The sequence below is a fragment of the Runella rosea genome (assembly GCF_003325355.1).
Taxonomy (GTDB): domain Bacteria; phylum Bacteroidota; class Bacteroidia; order Cytophagales; family Spirosomataceae; genus Runella; species Runella rosea.
The window spans coordinates 4,120,019-4,135,000 of record NZ_CP030850.1 but is presented as its reverse complement, the minus strand read 5'-3'; the positions used below and the strand labels follow the sequence as shown (position 1 = coordinate 4,135,000).

The 14,982-nt window shown below is 41.6% G+C and carries 20 protein-coding genes and 2 rRNA genes (1 of these 22 running past the window's edge); 13 read left to right on the top strand and 9 right to left on the bottom strand.

All coding sequences use genetic code 11. From position 1 onward, the window contains the following. Together DR864_RS17395 and rrf are read left to right on the top strand one after the other, a co-directional pair. Window positions 1-43, top strand: a 23S ribosomal RNA gene (locus DR864_RS17395) (it extends 2,762 nt beyond the left edge of the window). 297 nt (window positions 44-340) lie between these two features. Further along, window positions 341-452: ribosomal RNA gene (gene rrf / locus DR864_RS17390) — 5S ribosomal RNA — on the top strand. Between the two features lie 106 nt (window positions 453-558). On the opposite strand, the gene DR864_RS17385 is transcribed toward rrf, so the two are convergent. The 9 genes from DR864_RS17385 to DR864_RS17345 all read right to left on the bottom strand — a co-directional run bounded on the left by DR864_RS17385 (window position 559) and on the right by DR864_RS17345 (window position 9,095). Beyond that, window positions 559-780: a DUF2795 domain-containing protein gene (locus DR864_RS17385; protein WP_013927448.1), complete on the bottom strand. Its 222-nt coding sequence runs from the start codon at window positions 778-780 to the stop codon at window positions 559-561. Between the two features lie 140 nt (window positions 781-920). Next, on the bottom strand, window positions 921-1,418 hold the full coding sequence (locus DR864_RS17380; protein WP_114068165.1) for an NADH-quinone oxidoreductase subunit C: 498 nt from the start codon (window positions 1,416-1,418) through the stop codon (window positions 921-923). Continuing rightward, window positions 1,415-1,951 (bottom strand): NADH-quinone oxidoreductase subunit NuoB, encoded by a 537-nt coding sequence (gene nuoB, locus DR864_RS17375; protein ID WP_114068164.1) that lies wholly within the window; start codon window positions 1,949-1,951, stop codon window positions 1,415-1,417. The genes DR864_RS17380 and nuoB overlap by 4 nt, the downstream gene beginning before the upstream one ends. Before the next feature lie 12 nt (window positions 1,952-1,963). Then, entirely contained in the window at window positions 1,964-2,680 is a 717-nt protein-coding gene (locus DR864_RS17370) for a phosphatase (RefSeq protein WP_114068163.1), read from the bottom strand. Window positions 2,681-2,794: 114 nt separating this feature from the next. Further along, entirely contained in the window at window positions 2,795-3,997 is a 1,203-nt protein-coding gene (locus DR864_RS17365; protein ID WP_114068162.1) for a DUF1501 domain-containing protein, read from the bottom strand. Window positions 3,998-4,025: 28 nt separating this feature from the next. After that, window positions 4,026-5,462: a DUF1800 domain-containing protein gene (locus DR864_RS17360; protein WP_114068161.1), complete on the bottom strand. Its 1,437-nt coding sequence runs from the start codon at window positions 5,460-5,462 to the stop codon at window positions 4,026-4,028. Window positions 5,463-5,614: 152 nt separating this feature from the next. Next, window positions 5,615-7,228, bottom strand: a complete 1,614-nt coding sequence (locus DR864_RS17355) for a sodium/sugar symporter (RefSeq protein ID WP_114068160.1) — start codon at window positions 7,226-7,228, stop codon at window positions 5,615-5,617. 95 nt (window positions 7,229-7,323) lie between these two features. Next, complete coding sequence (gene purU / locus DR864_RS17350; RefSeq protein WP_114068159.1) at window positions 7,324-8,151, bottom strand: formyltetrahydrofolate deformylase; 828 nt, start codon at window positions 8,149-8,151, stop codon at window positions 7,324-7,326. A gap of 86 nt (window positions 8,152-8,237) precedes the next feature. Further along, complete coding sequence (locus DR864_RS17345) at window positions 8,238-9,095, bottom strand: hypothetical protein (RefSeq protein WP_162793902.1); 858 nt, start codon at window positions 9,093-9,095, stop codon at window positions 8,238-8,240. Between the two features lie 445 nt (window positions 9,096-9,540). On the opposite strand from DR864_RS17345, the gene rplC reads away from it, so the two are divergent. From rplC to rplN, 11 genes are all read left to right on the top strand, one after another. Continuing rightward, window positions 9,541-10,161 (top strand): 50S ribosomal protein L3, encoded by a 621-nt coding sequence (gene rplC / locus DR864_RS17340; RefSeq protein ID WP_114068157.1) that lies wholly within the window; start codon window positions 9,541-9,543, stop codon window positions 10,159-10,161. 38 nt (window positions 10,162-10,199) lie between these two features. Continuing rightward, the gene (rplD, locus tag DR864_RS17335) at window positions 10,200-10,829 is read left to right on the top strand and encodes a 50S ribosomal protein L4 (RefSeq protein ID WP_114068156.1); all 630 of its coding nucleotides are present in this window, start codon (window positions 10,200-10,202) and stop codon (window positions 10,827-10,829) included. 4 nt (window positions 10,830-10,833) lie between these two features. Next, a complete protein-coding gene (rplW, locus tag DR864_RS17330; RefSeq protein WP_013927436.1) occupies window positions 10,834-11,124 on the top strand; it encodes a 50S ribosomal protein L23 in 291 nt (96 codons plus the stop codon). Between the two features lie 36 nt (window positions 11,125-11,160). Then, window positions 11,161-11,985: a 50S ribosomal protein L2 gene (rplB, locus tag DR864_RS17325; protein ID WP_114068155.1), complete on the top strand. Its 825-nt coding sequence runs from the start codon at window positions 11,161-11,163 to the stop codon at window positions 11,983-11,985. A gap of 10 nt (window positions 11,986-11,995) precedes the next feature. Then, window positions 11,996-12,274, top strand: coding sequence for a 30S ribosomal protein S19 (gene rpsS / locus DR864_RS17320; RefSeq protein ID WP_013927434.1), 279 nt, complete (start codon window positions 11,996-11,998; stop codon window positions 12,272-12,274). A 77-nt stretch (window positions 12,275-12,351) separates the two neighbouring features. Then, entirely contained in the window at window positions 12,352-12,717 is a 366-nt protein-coding gene (gene rplV, locus DR864_RS17315) for a 50S ribosomal protein L22 (protein WP_114068154.1), read from the top strand. A 14-nt stretch (window positions 12,718-12,731) separates the two neighbouring features. Then, entirely contained in the window at window positions 12,732-13,589 is an 858-nt protein-coding gene (gene rpsC, locus DR864_RS17310; RefSeq protein ID WP_114068153.1) for a 30S ribosomal protein S3, read from the top strand. Window positions 13,590-13,637: 48 nt separating this feature from the next. Next, entirely contained in the window at window positions 13,638-14,072 is a 435-nt protein-coding gene (rplP, locus tag DR864_RS17305) for a 50S ribosomal protein L16 (protein WP_114068152.1), read from the top strand. A gap of 11 nt (window positions 14,073-14,083) precedes the next feature. Beyond that, entirely contained in the window at window positions 14,084-14,284 is a 201-nt protein-coding gene (rpmC, locus tag DR864_RS17300) for a 50S ribosomal protein L29 (RefSeq protein WP_013927430.1), read from the top strand. A 39-nt stretch (window positions 14,285-14,323) separates the two neighbouring features. Next, entirely contained in the window at window positions 14,324-14,608 is a 285-nt protein-coding gene (gene rpsQ / locus DR864_RS17295) for a 30S ribosomal protein S17 (RefSeq protein WP_114068151.1), read from the top strand. 2 nt (window positions 14,609-14,610) lie between these two features. Next, window positions 14,611-14,979 (top strand): 50S ribosomal protein L14, encoded by a 369-nt coding sequence (gene rplN / locus DR864_RS17290; protein WP_114068150.1) that lies wholly within the window; start codon window positions 14,611-14,613, stop codon window positions 14,977-14,979. Window positions 14,980-14,982: the final 3 nt, after the last annotated feature.

The following is a 14,982-nucleotide window of genomic DNA, read 5'->3' as shown; positions in this document are numbered from 1 at the left end:
ACATCAAAGCTGAGCAGTACTAATTGCCCAATAGCTTCTAAGTAAAGTGCTTAACTTAATTACTTCCATTCCAATGTCAATAATTTAGGGACTATGAGATAATAGATAGTCTAGGAGTTAACAGTGCGGGAGGTTGCGAGGAATTACTGAGCTCATCCCAATTCTGCAAACGCCAATAACGACCTTGATGGTGGTTACAGTGGGGGACGGTGCGACGAATCGCTTCACCTCATCCCAATTCTGCAAACGCCAATAACGACCTTGATGGTGGTTACAGTGCGGGACGGTGCGACGAATCGCTTCACCTCATCCCAATTCTGCAAACGCCGATAACGACCTTGATGGTGGTTACAGGGCGGGTGTTCACCTCTTCCCATTCCGAACAGAGAAGTTAAGCCCCGCTCCGCCGATGATACTGAGATAAAACTTGGAAAAGTAGGTAGCCGCCACAATATTAACAATGAAGAGCTCGCTGAAAGGCGAGCTCTTTTGCGTTGTTACAAAATAATAAACGCCAACGATTATAAAAAAAGCCCAATAATGGGCTTCTTCTAATCTTTAATATTCATCTTCGTTAAAGAAGAAATCGTCTTTTGTTGGATAATCAGGCCATATTTCCTCAATGCTTTCATAAGGTTGGCCATCATCTTCCAGTTCCTGCAGGTTTTCGACGACTTCCAGAGGAGCTCCCGTGCGAATCGCAAAATCAATTAATTCGTCCTTTGTGGCGGGCCAAGGCGCATCCTCCAAATAAGAGGCTAATTCCAGTGTCCAATACATACTCAATTCCTTTTATTAGTTCTAAAATAAGGTTTAAAAACCAAGCAAACTTGCCAATCCAACGCTTTTTTTGTTGAATTTGTTGCGAAGGATAGCATTTTTTTTGATTATGTCAAGAAAAATTTTTAACTCATTGATTATTAGTATTTTACTTTTATTCCATGGTATAAGTCTTGTTCTTGATAATCTTTTTGGAGCGGATGGCCTACCCAATCTTTTGGAAGTAGAATTCGACGTAAATCAGGATGGTTGTCAAAGCGAATTCCGATTAAATCAAACGCTTCGCGTTCATGCCAATCAGCAGTTTTCCAAATACTAGATAAGCTTGGGATAGAAGGCTGTTGCCCATCAACCTGCCTTGGAAGCATCACCTTCAAAATTAGATTCCTTTGATAGGGGATTGAAGTCAAATGATAAATCAATTCCATTGTGCCTTTTTCTGGGCCATTATCAATTCCCGTGAGACAAGCCATGAAGTCAAAGTAAAGCAAATCATCTTCATGGAGAAATTGACAAATATCTAAAAGTAAATCTACGGGAATCTGTACTATGGGCTGGGGCGTTTTTTCATTTACAACCAGAACTGAATCCGTGCTGAACTTGCTTTTTAATCTTTCTACTATATCATGTGTGTTCATGTGGTACGATTTTCGAATTCCAATAATAATGTAGGGGCAATTGGATGTTCTTGACGAATTTTTTCCTGTAATTTTAGAAACCCCCCAATGAGTGCTTCTGGGCGAGGCGGGCATCCAGGCACGTAGACGTCTACTGGAATGATTCTATCGATTCCTTTGACAACGTGGTAGCCATGTTCCCAGTAAGGGCCTCCGCAGTTTGAACAGCTTCCCATTGAGATTACGTAGCGGGGTTCGGGCATTTGTTCATACAAACGGCGAATTCTGTCTGCCATTTTGAAGGTAACGGTTCCCGCTACAATCATTACGTCTGATTGACGAGGAGAAGGTCGGGGAAATATCCCGAACCGTTCAAGATCATAGTTTGAGGCGTAAGAAGCCATCATTTCAATAGCGCAGCATGCTAAACCAAAGCCCATTGGCCAAAGCGATGATAATCTTGACCAGTTGAGTAAATCCTCCACACTCGTAAGAATTATTCCTCCTTCGCCTGTTTTTAGTCTGTTTTCCTGAAAATCTATTACTTGCGACATTTGTGATAAACGCTAGATTGTTTGTGATTCAAATTTTCCATCAGCCAACGTAAAAAAAGAACTTTCAATTAATTGCCGTTCTGAAAGATATTGGTCATACTCGGGATAAAAACGTAGCCTATTGGTAATCGTTTGATCATGTATTTGAGAAAGCCCCAGCAAAAGTTCACACCCTTCTCTAACGGCAAAAGCACCACCCGCCTGGCCAGTGATATAGTCGACAAGGTTATGATCAATAACGTATTTTTGAAACAGAGGATTGCCACTGTGTCTAATCATGATGCGGACGCCGCACTGTTCAGCAATTGATAAATCCAGCGCATCGTCAAAAAAGAATGCTACTTCTTCTGGTTTGAGACGATGGATTGCCATGAAATGTTCAAGGGCGGCAATTTTATGTTTGATACGAAAGTAGCAGGAGTCGTAGTGCTCTCGTTTGGCCAATTGAAAAGACATGGTATTCCGCTCTCCAGAAATTACGGCGGTGTAAGGCATCTTGGACTGAGACAACCACCAACCAAAACGAAGTAAGTTGATTCCCATAGAATCTACTTCACTGAAATTGCTGGTTCCATGTTCGTTTTTTGTGCCGTCGTTGAATACGCCATCCCAGTCAAAAATAAAGGCTTTTATCTTTTTAAGTTTCTCCGCAAAAAGCTTCGTAGGAATAATAAACTCCCCTCCCAATTTGGTGAAAATGGTAGAAGTATTTTGAATAGTATCGGTCATTCCCTTTTTTATTGATTAGCGTAAAAATAGGGAAAACCTCTCAAGGAAGGTGACAATAACGAAAGATAATTGGGGGCTAACTTAAAACGACTGCTTCAAGGCAGTCGTTTTAAGTTAGAAGAGTGGTAGTTTGTTGAATTTCTGGGTAAGAACCTTGGTGGAATCTGTTTGAAGCCAATCATCCAACAATGTTGCGTATACTTCTCGGAAATCAATACTGTATTTTAAGTCGCCGTTATCTAAGTTGGTTAAATCAGGAGCTTCGTTTAAAATGGGACGGGTACGTTTTGGGCCCCCGATTAAGAATACATTATTGGCAGTTCCATGATCCGTACCGCTACTCGCATTTTGTTTCACTCGTCGGCCAAATTCACTAAATGTCAAAACCATAACATCATCGAGGCGGCTATTGGCTTTCATATCATTGACAAAAACGTTTACCGCTTCAGCATATTGGCGAAGAAGACGATCTTGTTGGTCATTTTGGCGTATGTGAGTATCAAAACCAGATAAAGAAACGTAATAGACGCTTGTGCTTACGCCAGATGTAATAAGTTCAGCAATGGTATTAAGACTTTTCCCTAATTCAGTCGTTGGATACATCATTCGGGATTTATTGACTTTTGCTTTCGTGTGAACATATTCGGCAGACGACACGGTTTCAGCCAGCGTTTTGTAAAGATAAGCTATATTGTCATGGTTATCTGCGGCGGGAATATCGGTCAATGTTTTGACAAATGCACTTTGCGTTTGCCGGTATAACTTCTCAGGGTTTAGCAACGATAATCCATTGACTTGGTGCCCTTTTAAAGCTAAACTTAATGTATCGTCAATTTCAAGGGCTTGGTGCGGGAGGCAGGATTGGCCAATGCATTGAGCATCCAAATAACGACCAATCCAACCGCTGGATAGATATTCTTCCGAACTGCTTCCCGTTTGCCAAATATCCATTGAGCGAAAATGGGAACGGTCGGGATTGGGATAGCCTACATTATTGATGACAGAAACCAGCCCATTATCATACAATTCTTTAACCTTTTCCAGTGCGGGATTAAAACCGATTTCATCGTTGAGGCGAAGAATATTATTTTGATTAATGGCAATGGATGGGCGTTCACGATAGTAAATATCATTCCGAAACGGAACGACCGTATTAAGGCCATCGTTGCCGCCAGAGAGTTGAATAACCACCAGAATTTTATGATTGAGCGGGTTTTGTCCAAGATGGTTTTGCTCATAGGCTTTTAAAAATTGAGGAATTAAAAGCGAGCCCGCGGTGGTAAAAGCCGTTTTTTTGAGAAATGTGCGACGTTTCATTATTGAAATGCTATTTATGAAAATCGGATTAGCAAACTTGATATTCGAGCGTACTCATTAAAGAAATGCAAAGTTGTTTTACAGTTTCTGAGCGTTCGGGGGTCGCAACCCGATTTTCAATGCGTTTTATGGTTGCATCATTAATTGGTACCTGTAACAAATAAGATGCCAAGGTTTTGCAAAGAGCCGCGTCTGGAATTGATTCGAACGAATGGGAAAAAGCTTGCCAGTTCATATTGATTTCAAACTTATTCTTGCGGATTAATCGTTCTTCGTTGACATCTCCACTTTCTTTTACGCTGACATTTATGGTTTCGTTGCGAAAGAGCACACTAGGGAGCTGTAACCGCGAAAGCAAACTGGAACTATCAATCCAGGCTTTTCCGCCAGGCCAACCCGCGACATTGGGAGGATTAAAAAGAACTTGTCCCAATATTTTTTGAGTGTATAATACGGGCGTTTTATCCACAAAATCGAGGTTGAAGATTCGTTGCAAACCCGCTAGGTATTCTACAGGAGATTTAATTTGCGCACCGATGTTTATTGATTGGTAAAACCAGTCGGTAGTAAAAACGTATTCCATTAAGTCGGCAATGTCATAATTACTATGATAAAAACGTTTTGCCATTGCTTCGATGTGAGTTTCGTCTATTTTTTCATTGACAAATGCGCGATAAATTTTAGTCGAAATGTGTAGGGCTGTTTTGGGGTTTGCGAGAAGCATTTCAATTACATCTTCTCCTTTATACTTCCCAGATTTACCAAAGATGGTTTTGAGGCCGTCGTCGTGAAAGTTTTCTCTAAACACGAATTCACCATTGATATTAAAGCCCCATCCCGTAAAAGCCCGGGCAGCTTCTTTAATATCCTGTTCGGTATATTGTCCTCTCCCCAAGGTAAATAATTCCATCACTTCTCGGGCAAAATTTTCATTAGGGCTACGCTTTCTGTTTTGCTGATTGTTTAAAAACTGTAGCATTGCAGCGTCTTTTGAAACAGCCATCAACAAGTCGCCAAATTTGCCAAGTGCATGGGTTCGCAGGGTGTTGTTTTGTTGTTGTATGAAGCCAACAGTTTTACTGCGGCACGCGAAATGGTTGTGCCAAAAAAGAGTCATTTTTTCTCGAAATGCATACGCTACGTTACTCATTTGAGCGACCCATGCATCATTGAGGCTACTAATGCTTTCACGCCGTTCTTGGGCCATGAGTTTAAGCTTGTCGCGCATCTCTTCACGGGAGCCTCCTGCATTTTGTTTAACAGCCTGCCGCATATTTTTTAAATCCTGAGCAGGAGCATCGAATACCTGCGTCAAGAGTTTGATGTTACTACTATCTCTTAGTAAATTTTTAACAAGCTGAAGTCTTGACATTGACATCGCTTTTTTTACTTCACTAGGTGAAGCTCCGAAGCCAGCTCTCCAAAATAGGTGTTGAATAGCGCGTTGGTGTTGGATAGCGTCCATGCAGATGAATGGTGTTGAGTGTTTGCGTAAGTTTTCAGGCAGCTTTGAAGCTTAGATGAGGGGTAAGGAGCAAAAGTTTAATGAAGGGCAAAAAAATACCCCTGCCGAGTATTTCATCGACAGGGGTATTTTTTCTGGTAATGCAAAACTGATTACCAGAATACAGTATAAAGTATTGCAATAATTGCGCAAATAACCGCCGTACCGATGGCAAAAGTTCCTTTGATTTTGAACATGGATGAATCAATTGCTAGGCCTTTACTGCTTGGCTGCCAAAGACCTAGTACAACCATTACTGCCACGCAGATTAAGAAAACGATTCCCATTCGGTCTAAGAACGGAACCAAAGTCCAGTCTGTACCAGGGAGCCAGTTGTTGTGCATTGAGAAAGCAATGAGAAAACCTCCTACAATTGCAAAAAGGGCTCCCGCAGAATTGGTTTTTTTCCAGAAAAAGCCCAGAATAAAAGCGGCAAATACACCTGGGGAAACAAGCCCAGTCATTTCCTGAATAAACTGAAAACCACCTTTTTTGTCAATACCCATGTAAGGAGAAATGATAATTGCCAAAATCATGGCAACAACAATCGTTACCCGTCCAATCCAAACAAGTTTCTTTTCATCGGCATCTTGTCCTATGTATTTTTTATAAATATCAAGCGTAAAAATGGTTGAAATACTGTTTGCTTTTCCTGCCAAAGAAGCTACAATTGCCGCTGTTAGGGCCGCAAAAGAAAGTCCTTTAAGGCCAACAGGCAGTAAATTTAGCAATACAGGATAGGCGCGGTCCTGATTGAGTTCGCCCCCTTCTAGCATTTCCATTTGAAACAGGCCTTTTTGATACAATGTATAAGCTGCAATCCCGGGCAGTACCACAATCACAGGCATCAAAAGTTTTAAAAAGGCCGCAAAAAGGATTCCTTCACGTGCTGTTTTGAGATCAGCACCGAGCGCACGTTGTGTAATGTATTGATTACAACCCCAGTAATTTAGGTTGACAATCCACATTCCTCCAATGAGTACTGTCAGGCCCGGTAACGCCATATAGTGAGGGCTTCCTTCTTTGAAAATCATGTGGAAGTGATCTTCTGACTTCTCAAGCATGGTACCAAAAGCGCTGGTAATTCCGTCTACGCCAAACTCTTGAGAAACCAAATCCATGGCTAGGTAAGTAGTTGCTAATCCTCCCAAAATGAGAAAAAACACCTGAATAACATCGGTATATCCAATTACTTTCATTCCACCTACCGTAATGATAACGGCAAAAATGGCCAGTCCAATCATACACACCGTAAAATCAATTCCCGAAATGGTAGAAACCGCAAGCGCTCCTAAAAATAGGATAGATGTTAAATTCACTAAAACGTACAAAAACAGCCAAAAAATGGCCATAATTAAGCTAACAGTCGTATTATAACGTTGATTCAGGAATTGTGGCATCGTAAAGATACGATTCTTTAAATAGATGGGCATAAAGAAAATACCCACCACTAACAGCGTGGCGGCAGCCATCCATTCATAGGTTGCAATAGCCAATCCCATTGAAAAACCATTGCCCGACATCCCAATGAATTGTTCTGCCGAAATATTAGAGGCAATTAAAGATGCACCAATTGCCCACCAAGTAAGCGAGCCTTCTGCCAGAAAGAAATCGGTTGTGCTGGCTTCTTTGGTTTTTTTTCGTTGATAAATCCAATAGCCGTAGCCAGCGACCACTATGAAGTAAAAAAGAAATACCAGATAGTCTAAGGTTTGAAGTTTTTGCATGTCTTCCAGAAAGGTTAGTATGAGGGTTAAAAAACGGGGTGCAAGATACTTAAATGTGTATAAAAAAATAGGAAAAATACCATTTTAGTGATAATCTATAATATAACTGTACGATTGCCGTGGATAAAGACGCGGTCATTGAATACCAACTTTAAGGCTTTAGACAGTACAGATTTTTCGGTATCTTTTCCCAAAGTAGCCATATCTATCGCCGTTAGGCGGTGATCTACTTCCTTTACATCTTGGGCAATAATCGGCCCCTCATCAAGATTATCATTGACAAAATGGGCCGTAGCTCCAATGATTTTGACGCCTCGTTCATAAGCTTGACGGTAAGGGTTGGCTCCAATAAAAGCGGGCAGAAATGAATGATGAATGTTTACGATTCGATGGGGGTAGTGTTGTACAAAATCGGTAGTAAGAACACGCATATATTTGGCTAAAACTAAGTACTCTGGTTTGTAAATATCAAGAGTTCTTAAAATCGCTTCTTCATGTTCATTGCGAGTTTTGTGTTCGTGAGAAATGAAATGAAAAGGAATGCCAAATTTGCTAACTAAAGGTTGCAGTGTATTATAATTGCTTATGACGGCTTGGATTGTCGCATCTAGCTCGTCAAAAGCATATCTTATGAGCAATTCGCCCAAACAGTCATGCTCTTTTGTTACAAACACAACAATGTCTTTCTTCTTTTTAGGATTGAGACGTAAGTTAATGCCCGTAGGTAGTGTACTGTATAGGTCGTTAATTATTTTTTCAGGATCACCTTCTCCTTCAAATTCTGTTCTCATAAAAAACTGTTTGGAAGGGCTTACGTATTCATCCTGACTGATAATATTTTGGTTATGATTATACAGTACATGGGTTACGTTATAAATAAGCCCTTTATTATCAGGGCCGTTCATAAGGAGAATATGCTTCATATTTCGATAGGTTTATATACGTAAAAAGCGGTTTATATTGCTATATAACCGCTTTTCTGAAAAATCTAAAATAGTATTTTATGTTCCTAATAGTAACATCTTAACTTTCGACGCTCGGCGCGTCGGGCTTGGGTACCTATCAAATACTCGGCCCGAAACGATAGAAATCCGTAAGAGTCTTTTACTTTAGGATTTCCTCGTTGATTTCCAGGGTCATTTTGAGGTGAATAACCAGACGGTAGGTTGGTTAATTCGGATCTTCTATCCGACAAAGCCAGTGCGAGTTCAGACATCCCCGCAGGATTAGGATAATTTGTACTGACATCATCCAAATAATCTGAATTTGCAAAATGATCACTAAGCTCAATGGCAAAACTCCAACGGTCGTCGTGTTTCCAAGAAACACCCACCCCAATCACGGCAATACGCACATTACGTTTGTAAGCGACTCCTTCAGTCATCAACGGCGGTAAGCTATGCCAAGTGCCCTGATAATTTGCTTTAGGATTAATTCTTGTCATGCCTATTCCTCCCAATAAATAAGGTTTTAATAGGCGTTCGTCATTATAACGGAATGCATCAATTTGCAATCCTATATATCCAGCAGGGTTATCAGAACGAAAGGAAAGATTGTTGTACCAAATTGGGCCACCTGCTTGTTTACCTGAAATACGGTATATATCCACTTCTCCCCGTAAAGCAAGACGCTCGGCTAGTCTATAACTGATTCCCACTGCTAAATGAGGCTGGATAAACCTCAAATCAGTTTTGGCGCGCATGTCTCCCATATAATAAGATATGCCGCCTCCTGCCAAAACTTTAATTACACCAAACGCAGGAACATTCCGGCGAACAGGGCTATTACGCCTCGATTGAGCGCTGGCGTCTGCACAGAAAAAAATCGCTAAGAGGGTGAAAGCCACTCTAATACATACATTTGTCATAGTTTACGGGTTGTTCCTCGTATAGCCTACTAACGAAAACTGTGCCAACAGTTATACATTCAATGATTGAATATTCATCGCTATGTTACTTATATAAAGTTGCCAAAAATAAAGGATTAAAATTATCTTCTGAAATTTTTAAAATTTACCTTGGTTTTCAAGAATAAAATTCAGACCTTTGCGAGCCTTTAAAAAAAGACACTTTTAAAGTTTCAATCGACATAGATTGGATGAAGGTCCGAAAGGAAACCACATCTGGATTCATAACTTAGGTTAAGTAACAATTACTTTCCCACAGTAAAATGAGGTCAGATGTTTATCATCTGACCTTTTTTGTTGAAATAAAAAATAAAAAAAGTAAAATAGTTGGATTGCTGAAATTAATTTCAGACTTTTGCAGTCCGTTTTGTAAAATAAATTTTATAACCTGCTGTAAATCAAAAAGATGTCTGGTTTAATAGGAAAAAAAATCGGGATGACTAGTGTGTACAGTGCGGACGGGCAGGCTCTGGCATGTACGGTAATTGAAGCTGGTCCTTGTGTTGTTACGCAAGTCAAAACCGATGAAACTGATGGATACAAGGCTATCCAACTCGGTTTCGGAGAAAAAAAAGAAAAGCATACGACTCAACCGCTCGTGGGTCATTTTAAAAAGGCAGGTACTACGCCAAAGCGCAAGCTGGTTGAATTTAAGGAGTTCGAAGAAGAACTTAACCTTGGCCAAGCATTGTCGGTAGCAGATGTATTTGGTGAAGGAGACTTCGTTGATGTGGTAGGTACTGCCAAAGGACGTGGTTTTCAGGGTGTAGTAAAACGTCACGGTTTCGCAGGGGTAGGCGGCCAAACACACGGCCAGCACAACCGCCAACGTCACCCGGGTTCAATTGGTGCATGTTCATTCCCTTCTCGAGTATTCAAAGGGATTCGTATGGCAGGACGCATGGGGAATAACCGCGTTAAGGTTCAAAACCTTAAAGTGTTGAAAGTAATTCCTGAGCAGAATCTCGTTGTTATCAGTGGTTCGGTGCCGGGTGCGAAAAATTCGTTTGTAATCATCGAGAAGTAATTAATCGCTAACGCGAACCGTTCAATCCGATCAAGACAATGGAACTTTCAGTATTAGATATAAAAGGACAAGATACGGGCAAGAAAGTAGCCCTTGCCGAAACAGTATTCGGCATTGAGCCAAATCAGCACGTAGTGTATTTAGACGTAAAGCAATATCTTGCTAATCAGCGTCAAGGTACGCACAAATCAAAAGAGCGCGCAGAAGTTTCGTACTCTACAAGAAAAATTAAGCGTCAAAAAGGAACTGGAGGCGCCCGTGCAGGGTCAATCAAATCGCCTTTGTTCGTAGGAGGTGGTCGAGTATTTGGACCAAGACCTCGTGACTACAGCTTCAAACTTAACAAGAAAGTGAAAGTGTTGGCGCGTAAGTCAGTTCTTTCGACAAAAGCGAAGGCAAACGGCATTTCAATTGTAGAAGATTTTACTTTTGAAGGTCCTAAAACCAAGCAATATCTTTCTTTCTTGAGTGCTTTCTCTTTAACAAATAAGAAAACACTTCTTATTCTGCCCAACCACGACGATAACGTATTTTTGTCTGGCCGCAATATTCCAAAGGTAAACATCACTACGGTTGATTCTGTAAATACTTACGATCTCATCAATGCTGAAGTATTGTTGATTAGTGAGACTGCAGTGTCGAAGTTAGAAAATCTCTTGAACAAGTAAGACAATGAGTGTACTCAAGCGACCGATATTGACCGAAAAAGCTACTGCGCTCAGCAATTTGGGCAAGTATGTATTTGAAGTGTCTAAAACTGCCAATAAAATTGAAATCGCAAACGCCATCGAAAAAGTGTATGGTGTTAAGGTAGCAAGTGTGGATACCATGCGTTCAATCGGCAGAAAAAAATCAAGAATGTCACGAGGTAAAGCAATTAGTGGTATTACTTCAACGTACAAGAAAGCCATCGTGACTCTAAAAGCAGGCGAAATAATTGATATTTATTCAGATATCGCCTAACTAAATCGTTGAAGTAGCAAATAACTGAAAAAAACAATGGCAGTCATTAAGCTAAAACCAACAACTCCCGGTCAGCGCTTTCGTACGGCTCCGTCGTTTGATGAAATCACAACCGACAAGCCTGAGAAAAGCTTGTTGGCCCCTATTAAAAAGACAGGTGGACGTAACAACCAAGGTCGTCGTACAGCTCGTTATATTGGTGGTGGTCACAAGCGCATGTACCGTATTATCGACTTCAAACGTGAAAAGTTTGATGTTGCAGCAACAGTAGTATCAGTCGAATACGATCCTAACCGTTCTTCTCGTATCGCATTGGTTGAATACCAAGACGGAGAAAAACGTTATATCCTTGCCCCGCAGGGTATTAAAGTAGGACAAATTGTTGTGTCAGGAACTAGTGTAGCACCTGAAGTAGGTAACGCACTTCCTTTAAGTTCAATGCCGATTGGTACAATTGTTCACAATGTAGAATTACATCCTGGTAAAGGAGGACAATTGGTACGCAGCGCAGGTACTTATGCACAGTTAGTAGCTCGTGATGGTAAATATGCAGTATTGCGTATGCCATCAAGCGAAATGCGCATGATACTTTCAACGTGTATTGCTACGGTAGGTTCAGTCTCTAACGCTGACCACATGAACGTAAGCCTCGGAAAAGCAGGCCGTAAGCGTTGGTTGGGTATTCGTCCACGAGTTCGTGGGGTTGCGATGAACCCAGTCGATCACCCTATGGGTGGTGGTGAAGGTCGTGCATCAGGAGGTCACCCTCGTTCTCGTACGGGCTTATACGCTAAAGGTAAAAAGACACGTACTCCGAAAAAGTATTCAAACCGTTTGATTATTAGCAAACGTAAAAAATAATCGAAGATAAATGGGACGTTCGATAAAAAAAGGACCGTACATTGATTTCCGCCTTCAGACCAAAATTGACGTAATGAATGGTGCCGGCAAGAAATCAGTTATCAAGACTTGGTCAAGACGCAGTACAATCTCTCCAGATTTTATTGGTCATACTTTTGCAGTACACAATGGAAATAAGTTCATCCCTGTGTACGTAACCGAAAACATGGTCGGGCACAAATTGGGTGAGTTTTCCCCAACACGTAATTTCCGGGGACACATTGCCAAAAAAGATAAAGGCAAAAGATAGAATAGTCAATAGTTGTTCAGTCAATAGCCATTTGACCTAATGACTGACACTAACCACTAACGACGCACAACAAGAAAATGGAAGCAAGAGCTATATTAAGAAACGTACCCACTTCACCTCGTAAAATGCGGCTTGTAGCTGATATGATTAGAGGACAGAAAGTGAGCCGTGCGCTGGCAATTTTGCAATATCAACCGCAGGGTGCCGCTCCAGTTTTGAAAAAAGTATTGATGTCGGCTGTTGCCAACTGGCAGCAACGAAACGAAGATGCTAAACTCGAAGATGCTGAATTGTACGTAAAAACAATTTTTGTTGATTGTGGCGCAATGTTGAAGCGTCTGCGTCCAGCACCTCAGGGTCGTGCTTACCGTGTTCGTAAACGCTCTAACCACATTACAATTGTGGTAGATGATGCAGCAGAAGTAATCCAACAAGAAGCCTAAAATTTCAATAACGAATGGGACAGAAAGTTAATCCTATAGGTCTGCGACTCGGTATCGTCCGTGGTTGGGATTCAAGCTGGTACGGAGGACGTGAGTTTGCCGACAAGCTGATTGAAGACGAGCAGATCCGCAAATATATTTCCGCTCGTATTCCTAAAGGTGCTATCTCCAAAGTAGTCATTGAACGTACTTTGAAGCGTATCACCCTTACAATTCACACGGCCCGCCCAGGAATTGTAATCGGTAAAGGCGGAAACGAGGTCGACAAGATTAAGGAAGAGTTAAAGAAGATTACGGGTAAAGATATCCAAATCAACATCTACGAAATTAAGCGTCCTGAAATTGATGCTAAATTGGTGGGAGAGTCTATCGCTCAACAATTAGAAAATCGTATATCATATCGTCGTGCTATGAAGCAAGCGATATCATCTGCGATGCGTGTAGGTGCTCAAGGAATCAAAGTTCGTGTATCTGGTCGTCTGGGTGGTGCTGAAATGGCCCGTACAGAAGAATATAAAGAAGGACGTGTGCCTCTTCATACACTCCGTGCCGATATTGATTACGCAATTTCAGAAGCGCTTACCGTATATGGTAAAATCGGTATCAAAGTATGGGTTTTCAAAGGTGAAATCTTCGGAAAGCGTGATTTATCTCCAATAAGTGGTGGAGCTGCTTCAGCAGAACGTGCTGGTGGTAATGACCGTGGAGGAGACCGTGGGGATCGTCGTAGAGGTGGTGATGGAGATCGTCGCAGAGGCGGTGGTGGAGATCGTGACGGAGGTGGAGATCGCCGCGGAGCTGGAAACGGTCCTGGAGCTGGAAACGGTCCTGGTAAAGGCCGGAACAACAATAACCGTAATAAGAAAAAGTAATTATCGAAAGCAACGGGTCTTTATTGACTCCGAAAATACTGCTGAACCATGTTACAACCGAAAAGAACCAAGTTCCGCAAACAACAGAAAAGTAAAGGGTCTGAAAAAGGAATGGCCACTCGTGGCCACCAGATCGCTTTCGGTACGTTTGCCATCAAAACGCTTGAACCAGGCTGGATTACAGCCAGACAGATTGAAGCGGCTCGTATTTCTGTAACGCGTGCTATGAAGCGTGAAGGTCAGGTTTGGATTCGAATTTTTCCTGACAAACCTATTACCAAAAAACCCCTAGAGGTTCGTATGGGTAAAGGTAAAGGTGCTCCCGAATATTGGGTAGCTCCCGTTAAGGCAGGAACGATTCTATTTGAAGCTACAGGAGTATCACTCGAACTCGCAAGTGAAGCACTTCGTCTAGCCGCTCAAAAGTTACCTGTTAAGACTAAATTCGTAGTTCGTCGCGATCATCAAGAAGAAGCAGAATAAGCATTAGTCAAATGAAAAATAGTGAAATCAAAGCGCTGACGGTAGAGCAATTGAAGCAAACCCTTGTTGAGGAGCAAGATCGTCTACTCAAGTTGAAGTTTGCTCACGCCGTATCTCCGATTGAAAATCCGATGCGTATTCGTAATACGCGCCGTCTGATTGCAAGGTTGATGACGGAGTTGTCGGCTAAGGATAAAGCCGCAAGCGCGTAATAATGGTCAGGAGACCCCAATTGCAAAATAACCGACACAATGGAGGCAGCAGCACAAACAACTACAACTGTAGAAAGAAATTTACGCAAAGTCAGAGTTGGCCGCGTGGTAAGCAGCAAGATGGAAAAATCTTGTGTTGTCGCGGTAGAGCGTAAAGTTAAGCACCCAAAATATGGTAAGTTTATGAAAAAAACTACCAAACTGATGGTGCATGACGAAAACAATGAGTGTGGAGTAGGAGATACCATTCGCGTAATGGAAACCCGCCCGCTCAGTAAGAACAAGCGTTGGAGATTAGTCGAAATCATTGAAAAAGCGAAATAACAATGGTACAGCAAGAATCAAGACTGTCTGTGGCCGATAACAGTGGCGCAAAAGAAGTACTAGTTATCCGTGTATTAGGCGGAACTGGGAAACGATACGCCTCTATCGGAGACAAAGTAGTAGTGACAGTTAAGCAGGCAATTCCTTCAGGTAACGTAAAGAAAGGTACAGTTTCAAAAGCTGTAGTTGTTCGTACCAAAAAAGAAATCCGTCGCAAAGACGGCTCTTATATTCGATTTGAAGACAATGCCGTCGTATTACTCAACAACCAAGATGAACCTCGCGGTACTCGTATCTTCGGTCCTGTTGCTCGTGAATTGCGCGAGAAAAATTTTATGAAAATTGTTTCATTGGCACCTGAAGTATTGTAGAAG